This window comes from Pedobacter sp. GW822-FHT03F06 (assembly GCF_058801365.1).
In genome coordinates this window covers 18635-39508 of the sequence record NZ_JBXANE010000008.1, presented here as the reverse complement: position 1 = coordinate 39508, position 20874 = coordinate 18635, and the positions used below count along the sequence as shown (strand labels likewise).

The following is a 20874-nucleotide window of genomic DNA, read 5'->3' as shown; positions in this document are numbered from 1 at the left end:
TTTTATGAGAAAAATTTTCCTTACCTGGCTTTTTGCCTGTATGGTAACGGGCCTGGCATTTAGCCAGACCAGGGTAATCAGTGGCGTTGTCACCGACAATGAATCCATTCCTCTGGAGGCTGTAACTGTAGTTATCGTAGGTACCCAAAAAACGGTGACTACAGATGCTAATGGTAGTTTTAAAATTGAAGCTTCTGCCGGTCAGTCGCTAAGGTTCATTTATATCGGAGCTGAACCATTAACCATTCCGATTACCGCAGAGTCGGCCAATCTTAAGGTCAAACTCGACATCGCGATCAATAAGCTCAACGAGGTCGTGGTTACGGGGTATCAGAAGGAACGCAAGAAAGACATCACCGGAGCGGTCAATGTAGTTGATGTTTCGAAGATCAGGGATATTCCTTCTGGTAATGCTGTAAAGTCTCTTCAGGGAAGGGTTCCGGGTGTACTGATTACCACCGACGGTTCTCCAACTGGCCAGGCAACGGTAAGAATCCGCGGCATTGGAACCCTGGGCAATAACGACCCGCTTTATGTAATCGATGGAGTGCCAACCAAAAACGGGTTGGAACAGTTAAACCAGAACGATATTGAATCTATTCAGGTGCTTAAAGATGCGTCATCAGCAACTATTTATGGCTCGCGTGCAGCGAATGGTGTAATCATCATCACTACAAAAAAAGCCAAAAAAGGTTATTCAAAGATCGACTTCAATGCCTCGACATCCATTCAGAATTACGCCACCAAACTTAAAACGCTTAATGCCGAGGAAAGAGGCCGTGCCTATTGGCAGGCGGCGGTAAACGATAAGGCCAACCCCAATAATAACCAGATTTATCAGTATGACTGGAACAATAATTTTAACAACCCAGTACTCAACCGCGTAATCTTTCCGGAGTATATCGATGCGGCAAAGACCATGAAGGCAGCAGATACTTACTGGTTTGATGAGATTGCACAAAATTCGATTATCCAGTCCTATGATGCAGCCCTTTCCAATGGCGGTGAAAAGGGAAACAGTCTTTTTTCGGTGGGTTATTATGATAATAAGGGTATCGTAAAGGAGTCTAGAAGCCGAAAATATACTGCAAGATTCAATTCTGATTATAATTATCTAGACGGCAAGTTAAAGATTGGGGAGAATTTTTCAGCAAGCTACATTAAGAATGCCCAGATCCCATCAAGCGATATTCTATTTGCCTCGCTTGTACAGCAACCTATTGTGCCGGTATATACCACAAGCGGTGGCTGGGGAGGCCCTGCGGCAGGAATGACCGATAGACAGAACCCGGTTAGACTAATAGAAGACAATAAGCAGAATGATTACAATTTTTATAGGCTCTTTGGAAATGCATATGCAGATTACCAGATCATTCCTGGACTGAACTTCAGGACAAATTTCGGTGTAGACTATAACGGTAGCTATCAGCGCCTGTTAAAGAAATCATATGTTTCTGGTTTTTTGGCTGATCCTGCAAACCAGGTGAGCAATGCACAGACCTATCAGGGTAATATCATCTGGCAGAATACCCTTAACTATAAGATCACCAAGGATAAACATAACCTGGAAATACTTGCTGGTCAGGAATACATAAAGAACATCAGTCAGGAGTTTTCTGCAAGCAGGCAAGGGCTTGCGATAGAAAATATTGATTATGCCTACCTTAATGCAGGTAGCTCAAATACCCTCAACGGGGGAAGTGGGGCGGGAAACAAACTGTTGTCTTATTTCGGTAAGGTCAACTATAGTTACAACGACCGTTATATTGCCTCTGTAACTTTGAGAAGAGATGGCTCTTCGCGTTTTGGTAAAGATAACCGATACGGTACTTTCCCAGCTTTCTCACTTGGATGGAGAATGAGCGAAGAAAAGTTTATCAAGGATCTAGGTCTGTTTTCTGACCTAAAATTGAGATATGGCTGGGGCAGGTCTGGAAACCAGGAAATCCCCAACAATGCTACACGCTCATTGTACTCTGCTATTTATGGGACTGACCCGACATGGGACTTTGATAAAGGTACTGCATATGATATCACAGGTGCAGGCACAGGCCAGCTGCCATCTGGTTTTGCTCTTATCCAGCAGGGGAACGACAACCTGAAATGGGAGTCTTTAAGAGAGTCGAATTTTGGTTTGGACTTTGGTTTATGGAACAATAAGCTTACTGGTTCTGTTGATTATTTTATTAAGAAAACCTCAGATATTCTAATCAGTCCCGCTTACCTGGCAGTACTTGGAGATGGAGGGAACAGCTACAGTAATGGGGCTTCGCTCCAGAACAAAGGGCTTGATGCGATTCTTACCTATGAAGATAAGATTGGTGATGATTTTAGCTTCAGCCTGACGGGTAACTTTTCGCTCTACCGGAACAAGGTAACCGATCTGCCTAAAGATGTACTGGCTTCCTATCCTGGCAATGGTACCGACAAAAACGTACTCGGAAGACCCATAAATTCCTACTTTGGATATGTTGCCGATGGCCTCTTTACCTCACAGGCAGAAGTAGATGCTTATGCCAGCCAGCCTGGAAAAGGATTAGGCAGGATTAAATATAAGGATATAAACAATGATGGCGTGATTAACGATCTGGACCGCGACTTTATAGGCGATAACAGCCCTAAGTTCACCTATGGACTTAACGTTTCCCTTAGCTATAAGAATTTCGATATGAGTTTTTTCCTACAGGCCATCAATGTAGATGTGGTGAACGACTTTAAGACCTATACCGATTTTTCTTCGCTTTGGACAGGTACGAACTGGGGCAGCAGGACGCTTGATGCGTGGAGCCCTTCAAATCCAGGTTCTACCATTCCAGCGCTCACGCTTGTAGACCGCAATAACGAAGGAAGGTTTTCTACTTACTTTATCGAAAACGGATCTTACCTCAAGTTGCGCAACCTGCAGGTTGGTTATAATCTTAAAAAGGCACTGAATATGAAAATACAGAACTTCAGGATATTCGTTCAGGGCAGTAACCTGTTTACCATAAAGAGCAAATCTTTTACTGGTACTGATCCTGAGATTCCCAATTATGGATTTCCTGTGCCAGTTGTTGGTACCCTTGGGCTAAATATTACATTGTAAAATTAGATATATCAAAAGATGAAAAAATTAATATATACACTGGCATTCTTCGCTACCTTATTCTTTTCATGCGAAAAAGCACTTGATGAGCCAGCACAGGGCGTAGTTTCCGGCGATGATCTGAATACTCCTGAGAATATTGATAAAATGGTTATTGCAGCTTATTCTGCACTTGGAAACGATCACTATACTTCTCCATATTCAAGCATGTGGCCGTATGGAAGCGTTCGTGGAGGAGACACGTATAAAGGAGGGGATGGCCCCGGAGATTTGTCAGAATTCCATCTGTTTGAGACATTTTCCCTTAACAGACCTGACAATGGCCTCATCGACCAGCTTTGGTTCAGGCTGTATGTGGGTGTCGGTCGAGCCAATGATGCGTTGAGAAGAGTCGATGCCATGTCTGCCGCTGAATATCCAAACAAGGTTCAACGCCAGGGAGAACTTCGCTTTTTGAGAGGACATTTTTATTTTCTGCTAAAGATTCTTTTCAAATATGTTCCCTTTATCGATCAGAATATGGCAAAAGCCGACTATCCGTCCATTTCCAACAGAGCCTTGAGTAATGATGCGCTTTGGACGAAGATTGCAGATGATTTCAGAGCGGCCGTTACAGCGCTGCCTACAGATCAGAACGATAAGGGCAGGGTAAACAAAAATGCTGCGAAAGCTTATCTGGCTAAAGTGCTGTTGTACCAGGCTTATACCCAAAGCGAAAATAATGCGGTAAGTGGTATTGATGCTGCTAAATTAAATGAAATAAACACCTTATGTGATGAGATCATCACATCGGGCAAATTCAGCCTGAGCACGGATTATGCCAACAACTTTTTATCTGCTTCTGATAACGGCCCGGAATCTGTTTTTGCTATCCAGTATTCAAAAGATGATGGTACGCCAAAGGGGAGACTGGATTACGGGCATGCGCTTAACTATCCGATGAATCAGGAGTATGGATGCTGCGGTTTTAATGTGCCTAGTCATGATCTGATCAATGCTTTTAAAACAGGAACCGACGGATTGCCTCTTTTTTCCACCTACAACAATACAGATGCAGCAGCTTCTCTCGACTTTCAGAGCAGTTCATTCGATCCACGACTTGATCATACCGTGGCCAAACCAGGTGCACCTTTTAAATATAAGCCAACATTTGTATTCCAGCGCTCATGGTCAAGAGCACCAGCTATTTACGATGCGTTTGCTAGTATGAAAGAAGCAGTACTTCCCGACGACGCTTCTTTTCAGAAAGTTCCACCATTTATCGGAAGTTCGAAAAACTGGCAGATCATCCGCTATTCAGATGTGCTGCTTTGGAAAGCAGAAGTGCTGATAGAGCTGGGGCGGCCATTAGAAGCTGTTCCGCTGATCAATCAGGTTAGAAACCGTGCAAATCTAAGTCGTAATCTATTGAAAAATGCTGCGGGAAACCCAACTTCAAATTATAACGTTCAGCTTTATCAACCTGGGGTAAATTGTACCTGGACACAGGATTTTGCAAGGCAGGCCCTAAGATTTGAAAGAAGACTTGAGTTCGCTACAGAAGGTTATCACTTTTTTGATTTGGTGAGGTGGGGGATTGCTGCGCAGACTATGAATGCTTATTTTACGGTCGAAAAATCAAGGGTTGCCCATCTTGCAGATGCCAGGTTTACGGCAGGGAGGGATGAATATTTCCCGATTCCATTAAATCAGATTAACTTTAGTAGCGGGGTATATAAACAAAACAACGGATGGTAATATTTCTAATGTCCAGGGAGTCTTCCCTGGATATTAGCTTAAATTTTAAAAAATACAACATGAAAAACAAATCTATAAGATCGGTGTTCTTTTTGCTTTTTTGCCTGTTCTCTGTCGGTTCCAGTGCCCAATCTACAGGAGGCGAAAAATACAGGCCAGCTTTCCATTTTTCACCAAAGGCACATTGGATGAATGATCCTAACGGAATGGTGTATTATAATGGCGTTTACCATCTTTTCTTTCAGTATCATCCCGGAGGTACAACCTGGGGGCCTATGCACTGGGGACATGCCACAACCCAAGATTTCGTTAACTGGGAGGAAAAGCCCATAGCACTTTATCCAGATAGCCTGGGGACTATTTTTTCGGGAAGTATCGTAATTGATAAAGATAATACCGCAGGATTTGGCAAGAACGCAATGGTTGCAATATTTACGCACCATAACCAAAAAATCGAAGAGGCCAAGACCGGCCTGCACCAATACCAGAGCATTGCTTATAGTAATGATGGGGGCGAAACGTGGACTAAATATAAGGGTAATCCTGTGCTTCCAAACCCTGGGATAAGCGATTTCAGGGATCCTAAGGTGATGTGGTATGAACAAGGCAAAAAATGGGTAATGACCTTAGCTACAAAGGACAGGATCACTTTCTATTCCTCCCCAGATCTTAAAGCCTGGAAACGCGAGAGCGAATTTGGAGCCAGCCTGGGTGCTCATGGTGGGGTTTGGGAATGCCCGGATCTATTTCCACTCAAAAGCAATGGTAAAACGGTATGGGTGCTTTTAGTTAGCATCAATCCCGGAGGCCCTAACGGAGGTTCTGCAACCCAATACTTTACAGGAAACTTTGATGGGAATAAATTCGTGCCAAATTCTACAAAAGAGAAATGGGTGGATTATGGAACCGATAATTATGCAGGGGTTACCTGGTCTAACACCGGCGACAGGAAGATATTCCTTGGCTGGATGAACAACTGGCAGTATGCCAACCAGGTACCTACCAAGGCATGGCGTGGTGCCATGACACTTCCCAGAGAACTATCGCTCGCAAATGTTAATGGAGCGTATTATCTTCGTTCGTTACCTGTAAAGGAAATTTTGCCATCATTAAAGCCTGTTTATAAGAAAGGACCTGTTACTATTGATAAGGAAATTGATCTTTCTGCATATGCCAAGCCTCTGGATGGAAAGTTCAAACTCGATCTTAGCCTTGAAAATGCCAGCGACCTGAATATTGTATTATCGAACGTTAGCGGACAAAAGCTAATTATAGGCTATAACAAAAAGAGCAACAGTTACTTTATCGACAGGGCGCTATCTGGCGAAACATCATTTGGAAAAGGATTTGCCAAAAAACATAGTGCGCCCAGGTTACTGGCCGATAAGAAAATCAATATTAGCTTGATCCTGGATGTAGCTTCTGTAGAACTTTTTGCCGATAACGGATTAACTGTGATGACAGATATCTTCTTCCCGGGTAGTGCTATTGAAACAATCAGGATTCAAAGCAGTGGTGTTAGTAAGTTAAGCAATCTTTCGCTGTCAAAGATTGACCAAAAGCAATTAAAATAGTATAAGAGGTTGTATCTTAAATATAGATTTGTCATCCAGTTCAAAGGACTCCTACGGAGAGAGTAATTTATTTTATAAATTAATATAAATGACAGGAGAATTTAAAAGATTAAATCTCCTCCGATTATCGTCATCCGATAGCTATCGGATGCGAGAAGGCTTTTTCAGCCGACGAAGCAATCTTACAACGATCGCTACCAGCGTGCGCATTAAGATTGCTTCGTTCCTCGCAATGACGACCTTTCTATAGAAACTGTCAATAGTAGCGGAGTCGATTGCTTTAATATATCTAAAAACGGGTCTTCGACTCCGCTACCATTGACGTTATTTGCAAATCATTATTAATCAAAACTTTAGCTGCTTTAGTATTTCCATCCAGCTAGGCCATAGCACGATACCCCCGTTCTGCTTAAATCCGGCCTAACAAATTTTTCGGGCTGCACTGTCCAAGCCAACCCACTAGCTTCGAAAGAAAAATTTTCAGCCGGCAGTTTTTGTTTCTTTTTGATGCCAAAAAGAAAGAGCCCTTCGGCGGCGGCGAGCCGAGGCAAGACCGAGCAGTAGGAAAAGGGAAACGATGGTACGTCACTCATATTGATTTTTATACAATAAATTACCCCTCAGACTGACATACTAATAATTTAAAATAAAATAGGCTCTAAGCCAACTGTATATAAGCTGGCAGGTCTATCCATTTCAGACCGCTATGCTCTTAAAGAAGCTAAGTGATTTTAGTAATAAAAGCTTAGTAAAAATCAACTAAAATAGCACCTGTTCTTTTAAGGTTGCTATTTTAGTTATTTAGGCTTGCCCTGCAGTACCCATATCTTTTAGCTTAAAAGGAATTAAGCCTAGGTTTAGTTCCAATAATTAATCAACCTCTTATTCAGGATTCCCATATCTTGGAAATGTTATGGCCTGTTGGTTGGCTTTAGACATCAGCAGAGCTTACTGAAATATTTTTGCGCAATCGATTGCTTAAATCGATTATTTTACGAAATTCGTATAACCAGATATTAATATTTTAATTCAACCCAAATATGTGGGGCATTAATGAAATCAATTGCGCTGGTGAAGATGATGCAAAGATTGACAGACACTGCGTAAATACCATTTTTTGTCTTTTATTTCGCTGATCGCCAGAGATAAATTATTTTCTTATTCAACTAAAATTGTTCATAATCGCACTGATATTTAATGAGAACTTTGAAGCCAGAATGAAGCGAACGATCTTCCTTATTTCAATCTTTCTTTTCTTGTTTTCTTGCGCTAAATCACAAGAATTTGTATTTACACCGCTTAATGTTCTTCACGGCCTGAGCGACAACCAGGTTCGTTACATGCTTCAGTTGCCCGACGGACGTATGGTTTTCAAAACGACTGGTAATATCAATATCTATGATGGCGCAGGGTTTAAGTATATTCACCGGGATTCGCAACGCAAATATCCGCTAAAAACATACGATGGTTTTTACAGAATTTATCTTAGTGGCGATTCCATACTTTGGATAAAAGATTATAAGGAACTTTTAAGGGTTGATCTGCGCAAGGAGAAGTATACACAAGATTTAGCGGGTTATTTCAAAAAGATAGGTTTTCCAAAGCCAATAGATAATTTCTTCATGGATACAAAGCAACGGCTGTGGTTGCTTATTGGTGACAAACTTGTGCTTAGCGATCATACTCAAGAATTCGAGCTGTTGCAGGATCAGGGAAGATTGCAGGATGTGAGCGCTCATGAAGAAAAACTGTATCTTTTTTACAGTACAGGAAAGGTAATCTGCTACGATCTGAGCTCGAAAAGTAAGTTGTACAGTGCGGCTGCATATCCCGATACGCATTATGCTAGATTTGGCAATACTTCCTTGGTCGTCAAGGGGCGCAATGGTTTTTATCAGTTGCGAAATGGAACCCACGGCGGGTTCTTTTTCTTTGATCTTCAAAAACAGGCCTGGAGAAAAATCCTTGAGACAGAATATACCTTAAATACCTTAGTGGTGGATGCTAAGGGTAAAGCATCTATCAGTTGCGCCAAGGGGATTTGGATAATTGATTGTTTTAGTAATGAAAAACGTTATTGGCCGCTGCTAAACAAAACCGACGGAAGTAAACTGAATACAGAGATCAGTACACTGCTTTATGATAAGCAGGGCGGATTCTGGCTGGGAACCGTAAATCAAGGAATACTTTATGATCATCCCGAAAGGTATATTTTTAAGCATATCGGCGCATCGTATTTTCCAGGTGCCTTATTAGGCGATATCATGGTGAAAGCATTTGCTGAGGACGTATCGGGGAACATTTACCTGAAATGTAAAACTGGATTTTATCGTTGTAAGACTGCTTTAAATAATGGTAATGCACTTGAGAAAGTTGATGTTTTTTCGATCCCCTCACCAGTACGCCGTAAATTGGAGTATCCTCAAATGTTGGTGGATTATAACATAGACCATACTGCAGAGCTTACTGATTCAAGAGGCTGGAAATGGATTGGAACGGGAGACGGGCTGAGGTTATTTAAACCTCCCGGGGAACAGCATGTGTTTTATACTAAAGATGGGCTGTCAAACAATTTTATACAGGCGATATTAAAAGACAGCCATAACAACATCTGGATCACCACCAGTTATGGCATCAACAAGGTTCAGATTGATTCGATCAGTGGAAATGTTCACTTTACCAGTTTCGATTCAAATGCTGGCACATTAGACGGAGAATATACAAATCAGGCTGTTTACGAAAGTTTGAGTGGTGACCTTTATTTTGGAGGAATAAATGGATTTAGCATTTTGAAACCCAGTCGCCTTTTGCAACGTAAGCTGCCCTTTAAGCCTGTCTTTACTAATCTGTTCTTAAAGGGAGAAAAGGTTGAACCGGGCAAAAGTTATGGTAATCGTGTAATTTTAATCAATAGTGCGCCCTATATTAAGAGGATACAGCTTGATTATAACCAAAACTTTCTCACTTTTCAGTTTTCAGCGCTTAACTATCAGAATCCATCCCAAACCTTTTATCGATATCAGCTGATAGGGATAGACAGGTCCTGGCGGGAAACCTTCAGTCGCAGGGAAGATGGCGTAAACGGGCATGGTGTTCTCGAAATATCGTATACCAATCTGCCTCACGGTAATTATAAGCTAAGGGTAATGGCTTCTAATAACAATAAAGAATGGAGTGGGCCGGTTTCAGAACTTGATCTAACTATTAATGCACCCTGGTGGCAGACTTTGCCCGCAATTATCTGTTTCGTAGTATTGGCTTCAGTCTTGATATCAGCAGCAATATTTGCTTATATTTCTCACACCAGAAAATCATTGGAACGCACTCATCGGGAAGAGCTTTTGTTGCTCAGGATTCGTAGCTTAATTGATCAGCAAAATGTGCTTCTCGCACAAAAAGAGAACCTCCCTGCAGCAGTTGAGGAGCGTATCAACGCTTCAGAATTCAAAACTGGCCTCAACCAGGCCGAATCTGAATTTCTAGAACGGGCGATGAAGCTGGTAGAAATGAATATTGAGGTTACAGATTATTCTGTAGAGCAGCTCAGCCGTGATCTTAATATGGACCGTACCGGACTTTACCGAAAACTCATTACACTCCTTGATAAATCGCCATCACTGTTCATTCGCAATGTTCGCCTGGAGAAAGCGGCACAATTAATTTTGGAAGGTAAACTCAATATTTCAGAGATCACTGAAAGGGTGGGATTCAGCAGCTCAAGCTATCTGGGTAAATGTTTTTATGAACGGTATGGCTGCAGGCCTTCGGAGTATGCCCGTAAGGTGAAAAATCAACGCCATTGATACTTTTTGCAACATAGTTGTTGTCTTAACATCACCGTTCAGCGGTATGTTTGTTATGATCAAATAAAAACTTTATGATGCTTATGAAATTTTACAACAAAGCAGGTGGTTTGTTTATGCTTTTTGCATTTTTACTAACCATGAACGGGTGGACACAACCCATACAAAAGACCGCACAAGGGCTGAAATTTACAGCCCGGCAAATGGATATTTCAGTTGAGTTCTATTCAGAAAATACGGTAAGGGTTTACAAAACACCCATTGGCAAACCTTATCTTAAAACCAGTCTTTCAGTTGTGGCAGTGCCAAATAAAGTAGCTGTGAGGTATGCAAAAAAAGGGCAGAATCCGGTAGTAAAAAGCAGCAAAATTCAGGTCGAGGTAAATGTAGAGACTGGAGGGGTTTATTTCTATGATGCTTCGGGCAAGCAACTCCTGCAGGATAAGGACGGAGGTACACTGTTTTCGCCTGTAAATGATGCCGGAACCTCATCATTCAAGGTCAGGAATGCTTTTTCGCTGGATAAAGATGAAGCTATATATGGTGTGGGCCAGATCATGGATAATAAATTTAACCGGCGCAATTCCTCACATCTGATGAAAAATGAAAATATGTCAACTTATTCGCCATATTTTCTTTCTGTAAAGGGTTATGCGGTATTCTGGGACAATTACTCGATTTCTAAGTTTGAGGATAAACCAGAGGAGCTATCTTTTGAAAGCCTGGGCCACTGCGCTGATTATTATTTCATGTTTGGTAATAATACGGATGGGGTAATCTCAGAACTGCGTGGACTAACCGGTAAAGCCCCGATGCTTCCGCTATGGGCTTATGGATTCTTTCAGAGCAAGGAACGTTATCATACACAGGATGAAAGTTTGGATGTTGTTAAAAAGTACCGGGACCTGAAAGTTCCACTGGATGTAATCATTCAGGATTGGCGCTATTGGCCGGAATATAATAAAACAGATAGTGCCTGGAATTCACAAAGCTTTGATAAAGAGCGTTTCCCAGATCCAAAAAAATGGGTTGATGAGATTCATAGTTTGAATGCGAAGCTGCTGATTGTAACATGGCCGGGCTTTGGTCCGAAAACACCTCAGCGCAGGGAGTTCGACAGTAAGAATATGATCATTAATTTTGATACCTGGCCCCCGAAAAGTGGTGCAAGACCTTATGATGTATTTAATCCAAAAGCACTTGATATCTACTGGAAATACCTCAATAAGGGAATATTCAGCTATATTGGTAACGATGGTTGGTGGCTTGATTCAACAGAACCTGACCACATAAATGTTAAAGAATCTGATTTTGACCTCCCTACCCATTTAGGCAGCTACAGAAGTGTGAAAAACGGGTTCAGTCTGATGCATAATAAAGGTATCGCAAGTAATCAGCGTGCTTCAAATCATGACAAGCGCGTGGTGATCCTTACCAGATCGGGCTTCATCGGCCAGCAGCGTTTTGGATCCAACACCTGGAGCGGAGATGTTACATCGAGCTGGGATATGCTTCAAAAGCAGGTGCCGGCAGCTTTAAACTATACCTTGATGGGGATACCTAACTGGAATAGCGATATCGGTGGTTTTTTTGCCGGGCGCTGGCGAGATAATGGTGGTAATAAAAACCCTGAATTTCAGGAATTATATGTTCGCTGGATGCAATTTGGAGCTTTCAGCCCAATGATGCGTTCTCATGGAACCGACTTGCCACGGGAGATCTGGAATTTCGGTGAACGTGGCTCATGGTGTTTTGATGCCCAGGAGAAATCGATAAAACTCCGTTATAAATTGCTGCCTTACATATATGGTACATCATGGGATGTAAGCGAAAATAACGGAACCTTTATGCGCCCATTGATCATGGATTTTATCGCCGATCAGCGTACGCATGAAATTGGTACTGAATATATGTTTGGCCGCTCGATCCTGGTTGCGCCGGTAACGAAATATCAGGAAAGGAAATCTCCGGTTTATCTACCTAAAGGAAGTGGCTGGTATAACTTCTGGACGAATGAATATAGCTCGGGCGGACAGACTGTTGAAACAGACGCTCCTGTTGACATCATTCCATTATATGTGAAGGCTGGTGCCATCATTCCATTCGGTCCTGATGTACAGTATTCTACCGAAAAAAAATGGGAGAATCTTGATATTCGGGTTTATGAAGGCGCAAATGGAAATTTTACACTTTATGAGGATGAAAATGATAATTACAACTATGAAAAAGGGGCTTACACTACTATTGTGTTGAAATGGGATCAAAAATCAAGGGCATTAAATATTTCCGATCGAAAAGGAAGTTATACCGGAATGTTGGCAAAGAGAAACTTCAATGTTGAGCTTATCCCTTTGAATGCTAATAAAACCATTGCCAAAACAAAAAACGTCCGATCAGTCCAATATAAAGGCGAAGGGATTTCTATTAAATTTTAATCGAATCTTATCCAAAGTACGCATGCAGTAGGAAAAGCTGTGGTTTATTGTTAACACGGCTTTTCCTCAATACGCTCTTTTTTAATTTACGGAGTATATCAATGGTATTTATTATCAATAAGCTACACACATAACAGATAGAGTGGTTGTCATCTCGACTGAAGTGCAACGGAATGGAGAGATCTTTTAAACGCTAATTTCAAGCTTATATCCTTTGCCGCGTATAACAACAATGTTGATATTCGGATCAAGCTCTAGTTTTTTTCTAAGTTTTGATATAAACATATCTAAACTACGCCCTACAATAACACCTTCATCTTCCCAGATCTCTTTTTGTAGCCGATTTCGCTCTATCGTCTCGTTAGGAGACATGGCAAAAATGAGCAGCAGCCGGGTTTCTGTTCCGGTTAGTTCTATTGTTTTTCCATTTATTGTAAGGTTCCGATTCTTCGCATCGAACAACACCGAGCCTAGGGTGAGCATATTAGTATTCTGGACATCATTAGGTAAAACTCTTCGCGGTTTAACCGATCTAAAAAATATAAAACCAATAAATGCTAAAAATGGCAGGCCAGCCAGAAGATATCTATTTTTGGCTGTATTTATGCCCGTCGGTTTGAATTTAATGTTGATCATGTAACATGCTCTGGGTTGCTTTCTTCCTTTGCATGTTACAATATCATTTTTTTTATTTTTGGAGATGGCGTATCCATACACCACATCGCCGCCGTCGCAGTTCAGAACATTAACAACATAATCACTTGACAGCGGGTCTTTTGCCAACAGGCGCACGGTTGTATTGACCAAGGATTCGGGTTGAAAAGTAAGCTCATGCTCAAAGCTAATCTGATATTCATTCCCGGCGATCTTTTTTACCGGAAGAACCCTTGATGTACTATCGCCCGACTGCAGGAGCAATTCGTGCCCGATTTTGCGGATTAAAACTTCTCTTCTGGAAATATCAAAATCGTCGCTATCCGCTATACTGAAAGCCACACAGATTGCAGCGATAAACAAAAGTATTATCGATCCAAACAAGTATTTGCGTTTCTCGAAGAGGAGATTTCGGCTAAGATGCATGGTGTCAGCTTTTTATTTACAAAGTTTGCATTTTTATTTACAATCCTGGTTCTTCAGACGGAAAGATATTCATGTAATTTCGATGAATCAATTTTATAGGATATGAACAGTCAAAGAAACGTTTTTTTGTGGTCTGCAAGAAATTTTTTTTCGAGACATTCTTCCAGGTTTACCTGTTTTCTTACTCGTAAGTCTTATCAATTAAAAATGAAATAGCATTTTCAATTTCTGAGCGTCCCTCTGTCGTTTTTAGGTCTAATCCGCAAAAAGTACAGTCGTTTGTAGTGGCATAAATGTCCAGATAGTAAATTCCCGATATCAGCAGTGCTATAATGGCCCGGTATCTTTTGGCTTTTTCCTTAAAATGTGGGTCGGTAAGACTTTCAAATAAGCGTGCACCATTTTCTTCACGGTCGTTTGCCAGTTTTTTTAACGATTTCCTGTTCTCTATTAATCCCCAAACCAGAATTTTCTGTAAATCCTTATTTTTGAAAACATAATCAAATTGGGAGAGGAGCATTGCTTTAGAGAATGTTTTCCCTCCATCATTAACCACAGGCGCTCCTGGCTCATCTTTTACATTGCTCCAGAAATCCTGCGAGCGGATATATTCATCAATGAGTTCGTCCTTCCCTCCAAAATAATTATAAATCAGTTTTTTGTCTAAACCCGCAGTACGAGCGATATCATTAACCTTAAGGCCCGAGAAACCTTTGGTATGGAGTATTTTCTCTACCGCATCTAAAAACTTCTGCTTGCTTTTTTCTTTGTTTCTTACCGATTTAACCGCCGTTTTCTGTTCCATGTGATGCAAAATAATCGTGCTGGAAAATTACACAATCAATTTTAATTATTTTTATCACCAATCGGTGATATATTGTATATTTGTTCGCAAAAGAGATGAATAAATGATGATGAATTTCTTTGCTATAACCAAACTACATTAACACCACCTCAAATAATATGAAAAAGGGAATTCCTATTACCGAATTATCTGTACAAGAATTATATAAAAAGAAGCAGAGTTTGCAAGGCGTACTGATTGGACTTAGCGTGGTATTGCTTGCCGCCAGTGTGATCATATTTTATCTTGCCTTTTCATCAAAAATGCCAAAAGTACTTGTCATAGTTCCTATTTGCTGTTCGCTAACATTTTTGCCAGCTTTCATTAGCTTGAGCCAGATTAATACTGAAATTAAAAACAGAGAATCCAAATAATAGTTATCGATGTTTCCAGATTGCCTAAACTGTTCCACTCCGGTACGCAGAATTACTATGCGAACTGCGGACAAAAATCTACTACACACCGTTATTCCATTAAACATTTTCTTGAACATGATTTTATTCATGGTGTTTGGCATGTAGATAAAGGCATCTTATTACCCTAAAAGGCCTTTTCACGCGGTCAGGGCACAGTGTCCGCGAATTTATTCAGGGCAAAAGGGTACCGTATTTCAGTTTTGTGACGCTCATCCTGCTCATTCTGATGGTATCAGGTCTTATTGCGCCGTATACACACGGCAATATGTCTGATCTGATGCCTCAGGGAAGCAGATCGATGATGAATGATCTTGAAAAATTTATCGCTGGTCATCCAAAGCTGGTCCTCATTATTGCCATTCCTGTTTACTCTTTTTTTAGTTTTATCTGCTTTAGAAAAGCGAAGCTTAATTTTTCCGAACACCTGGTTTTAAATTCAAACCGGATTATCGTTGAACTGATCATTGGCCTGTTTGTTGCGGCACTGACCATTTTTTACACCAATACCAAAGTGCTGGTATTTTTGTATTTCGGAGTATTGAGCTTTTTTGGCCTTTTTATAGCATCTGGTTTTATTATCAGTTTTTTTCTGGATTTAACTATAGTAAAAAAGCCTTGTTATTCAGAAGTATCCTTGTTCCGGCTTCTTACTACGTTTTGTCATTTTTGATCGGCGTGGTATTTGCCATTGTTAAAATGAGGCATTAATAATTTTTCATCTACCTATGAAAATTATGCTGCAAGTTTCAGGCTTGCATTTTTGTGAGGCTGTATAATAATATAGATTGTCATCCTGAGCCTGTCGAAGGATCAGTAAATTCACACCTTATGATACAGCCTCTAATTTAATTTTAGCGTTCGCAACCTGACTAATAACATTGCTCCATTCATTTTCCATCTTCTTTTTTCGTAACTTCTATTCAAAAATGGTATTTTTCGTTGATGGATGTAATTGCAAATTTCCCTACGCTTGATATTAGTGAGTTTTGGCCCGAGCAAGATTCGGGGAATAACTTGCTGTATCATGAAATAATCGGGGAAAGGCATATCGAAAAACCACATAAACATGATTTTTTCCTTTTTATGCTTTTTGAGCAGGGTAGCGGCCTGCATACCATCGATTTTGTAAATCATCAGGTTGCTGGAGGTCAGTTGCACTTATTGTTTCCTGAGCAGATCCATAAATGGGAGCTCGGCGAAGAAACCCATGCCCATCAACTTATGATTAGTAGGAGCATATTCGAAACGCTGGCCAATTCTTTACGTTTTTCATTAATCTTATACCAAAATTATCCGGTAATAAACTTAAGTGCCGATGCTTACGGAAAAATCCTGTACGAATTTCAGGGCATCAGATCCGAACTCGCAAAGCCTATAATACTTTGGGAAATTATCAATGCCAGGATCAGGCTTATTGCGCTGATGCTTAGCGAGGAGGCAGAAACGCTGTTCAATAACCAAACGGTTTACCAAACCAAACCTGTTCTGTTTAGATACCGCTCGCTGATCGATATGCATTATAAGAAGGAAAAACTTGTTGCATTTTATGCAGATCAGTTAAGTATTTCGGCTAATTACCTGAACATGCTCTGCAAAAAACATTTTCATGTGTCAGCCACAGCGCTCATCCATGAACGTTTAATACTCGAAGCGAAACGGATTTTACTCACTACCGAAAGGCCTATTAAAGCCATTGCTTTCGACCTCGGCTTTTACGATGTGGCTTATTTCTCTAAATTCTTTAAAAACCAGACCCACATTACCCCACGTGCATTCCGCGAACAGTAATGAATTGCACAAGTTATAACTGCCTAATTTGGCGAATAAGTACAGATAGTTATAAATGATACAATTTTTGATATAAATCCTACTATTCATAAATATAACAGAACACTATTTTTGTAATAAAGAATCCTGTTATGACAAACCCAAATTCGATCTCGAGAAAAGATTTTATTAAAAGCTCATCTATTTTGCTTGCAAGCACCTGCTTACTGTCAGCAGAACAGGCCATTGCGGATGAAAGTGTAGGCCGCTTCTCAGAAAAAACCTTGACTTTAAAAAACGTTAGGCTCGAAACTGGATTCGAATATGATCAGGATGAGGTAATCAAAACAAAAACTGAACTTTTCATTGTTGAGATGGAAGAAGGTAAGGTAAAACGTGTTCTTCCTAATAACCCTGCTGCAAAAGCAATCGATGCAAAGGGATTGTTAATGCTCCCGGCTTTCAGGGATATGCACATCCATCTGGATAAAACCTATTACGGATTGCCCTGGCAGGCGCATTTGAAGAAGAACAGATCTGTAAAAGATATGATTGCTTTCGAACAACAGATAATTCCTGAGCTGTTAAAAACTTCTATACCACGTAGTGAAAAATTAATTGAGTTACTTCAATCTTACGGAACAAGTTATGCAAGGTCGCATGTAAATATCGATCCTACCTCTGGATTAGACTCATTGAAGCATTTGGAAACCGCATTATTGCATAAAAAGAAATCTTTTCAGGCCGAATTGGTGGCCTTTCCTCAACATGGCATATATTATACTAAATCTGCGGAACTGCTGAAAGAAGCAGCCAAAATGGATATAGATTTTATCGGGGGGTTAGATCCAACTTCTATTGATGGTGGTATTGAAAAACACATGGATTTCGTAGTGCAGTTGGCGCTGGATCATGGAAAGGGGATTGATATCCACCTTCATGAGTCGGGTGAATCTGGTATAAAAACAATCGAATACCTGATTGATAAAGTAATGGAAAACCCGGCGTTGAAAGGAAAAACCTATGTGAGCCATGCTTTTGCATTGCGGTATCTCGATAAAACCAAAACCGAAGAAATAGCCGAAAAGCTTGGCGCGGCAAAAATGGGAATAGCTTCAACCATCCCACTTTCTGGTAACCCAATGCCCGTTCCTGCGCTATACAAGTATGGTGTAGAAGTGGTAGCGGGTAATGATTGTATTGTTGATCATTGGAATACTTTTGGCACAGGAAGTATTTTGCAAAAGGCCAATATAGCTGCTCAAATTTATGGCTATCGTACCGAATTTGAACTTTCAAGAATATTGAAACTGGCTACAGGTAATATTCTTCCTTTAGATGATAAAGGAAAAAAGCAATGGCCAAATGTAGGCGATAAAGCTAATGTAGTACTGGTTGATGCCAGTTGCTCGGCAGAGGCTGTATCCCGTGTCTCACCTGTTAAATCATTGATCCACGATGGGAACCTGGTTTTCTAAAGCTAGAATAAATTGAAATATTTCTGATAGAATGCGCTTACAGCGGGTGTTTTAGGTAGAAAAATCTTATCTTGATTTTACACACAAATAAATCTTAAGGATATGAAAATTACATTAGACACAAAATCCCTTTTGCTAGGGTTTTTAGGCGCAGGCTTAATGTTTACAGCCATCAGTTTTAAAAACGGACAAGATCAAAGCGGTGGAAGGTACCGCACCGAAGTAAATGCCAATAATCTTGTAGTTATCCTCGATACTGAAACCGGAAATTACATCATTGCGCCAGCCATGCAGTCGGCAGGGAAAGTACAATGGATTAAAGGCGAGTTTAATAAAACATTTAGTACGGCGATAGACAATAAAAAAGAGCCGAGAGAATAGCACTTTATTGTTATTACAGGAGATTGTTATTTCGAGCGGAACCCGAGCTATCGGGTGCAAAGCAGTCGAATCCATGGTCTGTGTCTCACAGACCATCTTTGTTTTCTTTCCATAGGAAATTCTCATGAGGTTATCATCCTCAACGGAGTCGAAGGATCTTGTTGCAATTAACTAAAGATGATGAAGAATAGTTTACTTCACACTTATCCGTTCCACTACTGGTTTACCTGTCGATTCTTCTGTGCCTTCCACTTCCGCATATTTTACATTCGGAAGCCAGAAACTGCCACCCTGAATCCTGATAAATAATCGTGAAACCCTGATTATCCGGTTGTTTATGGTTACCGAAACATGGTAACTTTTATCACTATACCTTTGTAGGTAAAATGGTAATTTTTTATGTGATACAAACCTAAATTCATACTTTTCAGCCCCCAGTTCCTTCGTATCGATGCCATATGCAAACTTCCGTTGGATATAGCCCAGGTCTTTTTTCTGTCCTTTTTCACCATAGCGGATCCAATAAACCTGAATAGGAGCATTAGCATTGATGCTGCCATTTTCTTTTAGGTTTAACGCATAAATCAGGGTGTTGGTATTCGGATCACGCTGAAGATAAAAGAGCATATGATCTACATTTTTGGGCGTAGGAAAACTGATAGGGGATGGATCTTTCGATTGTGCCCATGTTTGAGTTGAAAACAGGAAGAAGGTTAATACTATAATGAAGAAGGTTTTGAATATAATGGGTAGTCTAGGTGGTGTTGGATACATTTTAAGCTTGTTGTTTAAAAGAGCAGTTAAGCTAAGGATTTGAATAATTTTTAGGTGTCGGTTTTGGGTTGATCATGTAGGATTTCTTCATTGATCTCATTAAGCTGTTCATTATAAAGCCGGTCTGATTCGGCCTTACAATGTTCGTAATCATCTAATTTTTCGCAGGAAGTGTTTCCGTGGATCTCGAAAAAATCCCTGATGGATGGATAATCAAAATAAACTGACATATTATTAAATTTAGGTTACCAATTTTGGAAGGGATAGCCATTGATCGTTCGCCGAAAACAGTAAAGGGATCTGTTTTCAAACTCATCTTTTCTGCCATTGCAGAAGGAATTAGCACCTTGTTAATCAACAGGTTGCTAAGACATCAAAGGGCCATTCCCTACGTCTTTCTTGATAAGTATTAGACGTCATGGACGGAATCGAACCGCCGTACTAGGTTTTGCAGACCTTTACCTAACCACTCGGCCACATGACTATATGATCTTTTCAAGCAGCTTTAGATTCACTTTTTGAAGAAGACTCAGCAAAAGTAAAAATTAATTACTATAAATTCTATAGAAATAGTAGTTTTTTTGTGAAATTTGTGATTGTTTAACTTGTTTTGCTGTTTAATTTGTTGATTTTTAGTTGTTTGTGTCTGTGAGATAAATAGCAGATAGATCCTGAAAAAAATCCGATAGCTATCGGATCAGGATGGCGATCGCATTCTCAAAATTTGTCATCCTGAGTGCAACGAAGGATCTTACAGTTGACTTTATATTCTTAAATAATTAAAGATTCTTCACTACATTCAGAATGACAAACGCCCTGCTTAAATCAATAATTGTAAATTATTTAGCTGTAAATCAGTTATTTATGAATAAAGTATATAAAATCTATAGGAATAATTGTTTAAATTGAACGAAGTTTATACTTTTACAAAAAAATAATAGTTCACTAGCAAATTTACGTTCAATATGAAACTCCGCAGACAACCTCAGCCATATTCCCTGATCAATTATTCGGATCAGTATAACTGCTGTTGCCGCTAATATAAACTAAGATACAGATCACCTGCTAAAGGTTTTCATTCAGATATTCTTATTTAAAAATCCTGGTACCCCGGGGCCTTTTGATAGAATATTATGGTGGTCATGTATTTCAGTCAATAAGTTGCCGGGGTATCAGGAACGGCCTAACTAATCACCACCACTAGTTTAGGTTAGTACTCTAATTAATTCACCACCATTAATTAGTTGATTTATACAGAAGAAGGGAGAGTCAGTTACTCGTTGAACTTCTAGCAACTTTCCATAGGAAAAAGTGCTCAAACTGATCTAGCAATAGATTATAAATTAACAATAACAAGTAAACTCACTGTTTCTCGTTAGGATTTCGTTAAAGAATTGCAACTGTAAACGGTTTGTAGCCGTGCTATATGGTTTTACGTAGGCTAGTGTTAATACCCATCATTAACATCATCAAGATGTATAAAGAAATTCCTGGTTCATA

The 20874-nt window shown here is 40.2% G+C and carries 14 protein-coding genes, 1 tRNA gene and 2 riboswitches; of the genes, 10 read left to right on the top strand and 5 right to left on the bottom strand.

What is annotated here, in order from left to right; all coding sequences use genetic code 11:
* The first annotated feature begins 4 nt into the window (after positions 1 to 4).
* The 5 genes from AC1RJ8_RS14930 to AC1RJ8_RS14910 all read left to right on the top strand — a co-directional run bounded on the left by AC1RJ8_RS14930 (position 5) and on the right by AC1RJ8_RS14910 (position 12634).
* Positions 5 to 3085: a SusC/RagA family TonB-linked outer membrane protein gene (locus AC1RJ8_RS14930; RefSeq protein WP_492954719.1), complete on the top strand. Its 3081-nt coding sequence runs from the start codon at positions 5 to 7 to the stop codon at positions 3083 to 3085.
* Positions 3086 to 3103: 18 nt separating this feature from the next.
* Positions 3104 to 4822, top strand: coding sequence for a RagB/SusD family nutrient uptake outer membrane protein (locus tag AC1RJ8_RS14925; RefSeq protein ID WP_492954720.1), 1719 nt, complete (start codon positions 3104 to 3106; stop codon positions 4820 to 4822).
* Between the two features lie 59 nt (positions 4823 to 4881).
* The gene (locus tag AC1RJ8_RS14920) at positions 4882 to 6396 is read left to right on the top strand and encodes a glycoside hydrolase family 32 protein (RefSeq protein WP_492954721.1); all 1515 of its coding nucleotides are present in this window, start codon (positions 4882 to 4884) and stop codon (positions 6394 to 6396) included.
* 1172 nt (positions 6397 to 7568) lie between these two features.
* Positions 7569 to 10199, top strand: coding sequence for a ligand-binding sensor domain-containing protein (locus AC1RJ8_RS14915; protein ID WP_493008054.1), 2631 nt, complete (start codon positions 7569 to 7571; stop codon positions 10197 to 10199).
* A gap of 83 nt (positions 10200 to 10282) precedes the next feature.
* A complete protein-coding gene (locus tag AC1RJ8_RS14910; RefSeq protein ID WP_492954723.1) occupies positions 10283 to 12634 on the top strand; it encodes a glycoside hydrolase family 31 protein in 2352 nt (783 codons plus the stop codon).
* Positions 12635 to 12820: 186 nt separating this feature from the next.
* On the opposite strand, the gene AC1RJ8_RS14905 is transcribed toward AC1RJ8_RS14910, so the two are convergent.
* Positions 12821 to 13714, bottom strand: coding sequence for a winged helix-turn-helix domain-containing protein (locus AC1RJ8_RS14905; protein WP_492954724.1), 894 nt, complete (start codon positions 13712 to 13714; stop codon positions 12821 to 12823).
* A gap of 181 nt (positions 13715 to 13895) precedes the next feature.
* Positions 13896 to 14519: a TetR/AcrR family transcriptional regulator gene (locus tag AC1RJ8_RS14900; protein ID WP_492954725.1), complete on the bottom strand. Its 624-nt coding sequence runs from the start codon at positions 14517 to 14519 to the stop codon at positions 13896 to 13898.
* A gap of 158 nt (positions 14520 to 14677) precedes the next feature.
* Between AC1RJ8_RS14900 and AC1RJ8_RS14895 the strand changes: the two genes are divergently transcribed.
* From AC1RJ8_RS14895 to AC1RJ8_RS14875, 5 genes are all read left to right on the top strand, one after another.
* Positions 14678 to 14932 (top strand): hypothetical protein, encoded by a 255-nt coding sequence (locus AC1RJ8_RS14895; protein ID WP_492954726.1) that lies wholly within the window; start codon positions 14678 to 14680, stop codon positions 14930 to 14932.
* 268 nt (positions 14933 to 15200) lie between these two features.
* On the top strand, positions 15201 to 15644 hold the full coding sequence (locus tag AC1RJ8_RS14890; RefSeq protein ID WP_492954727.1) for a hypothetical protein: 444 nt from the start codon (positions 15201 to 15203) through the stop codon (positions 15642 to 15644).
* 272 nt (positions 15645 to 15916) lie between these two features.
* The gene (locus AC1RJ8_RS14885) at positions 15917 to 16762 is read left to right on the top strand and encodes an AraC family transcriptional regulator (RefSeq protein WP_492954728.1); all 846 of its coding nucleotides are present in this window, start codon (positions 15917 to 15919) and stop codon (positions 16760 to 16762) included.
* 131 nt (positions 16763 to 16893) lie between these two features.
* The gene (locus tag AC1RJ8_RS14880) at positions 16894 to 18219 is read left to right on the top strand and encodes an amidohydrolase (RefSeq protein ID WP_492954729.1); all 1326 of its coding nucleotides are present in this window, start codon (positions 16894 to 16896) and stop codon (positions 18217 to 18219) included.
* A gap of 102 nt (positions 18220 to 18321) precedes the next feature.
* Positions 18322 to 18600, top strand: a complete 279-nt coding sequence (locus AC1RJ8_RS14875) for a hypothetical protein (RefSeq protein ID WP_492954730.1) — start codon at positions 18322 to 18324, stop codon at positions 18598 to 18600.
* Positions 18601 to 18792: 192 nt separating this feature from the next.
* Here AC1RJ8_RS14875 and AC1RJ8_RS14870 read toward each other — a convergent pair whose 3' ends face one another.
* From AC1RJ8_RS14870 to AC1RJ8_RS14860, 3 genes are all read right to left on the bottom strand, one after another.
* Positions 18793 to 19374 (bottom strand): DUF4833 domain-containing protein, encoded by a 582-nt coding sequence (locus tag AC1RJ8_RS14870; RefSeq protein WP_492954731.1) that lies wholly within the window; start codon positions 19372 to 19374, stop codon positions 18793 to 18795.
* A 50-nt stretch (positions 19375 to 19424) separates the two neighbouring features.
* Positions 19425 to 19604, bottom strand: coding sequence for a hypothetical protein (locus AC1RJ8_RS14865; RefSeq protein WP_492954732.1), 180 nt, complete (start codon positions 19602 to 19604; stop codon positions 19425 to 19427).
* 79 nt (positions 19605 to 19683) lie between these two features.
* Positions 19684 to 19783: riboswitch (SAM riboswitch) on the bottom strand.
* Positions 19784 to 19787: 4 nt separating this feature from the next.
* Positions 19788 to 19858: transfer RNA gene (locus AC1RJ8_RS14860), tRNA-Cys, on the bottom strand.
* A gap of 762 nt (positions 19859 to 20620) precedes the next feature.
* Positions 20621 to 20719: riboswitch (SAM riboswitch) on the top strand.
* Positions 20720 to 20874 lie beyond the last annotated feature (155 nt).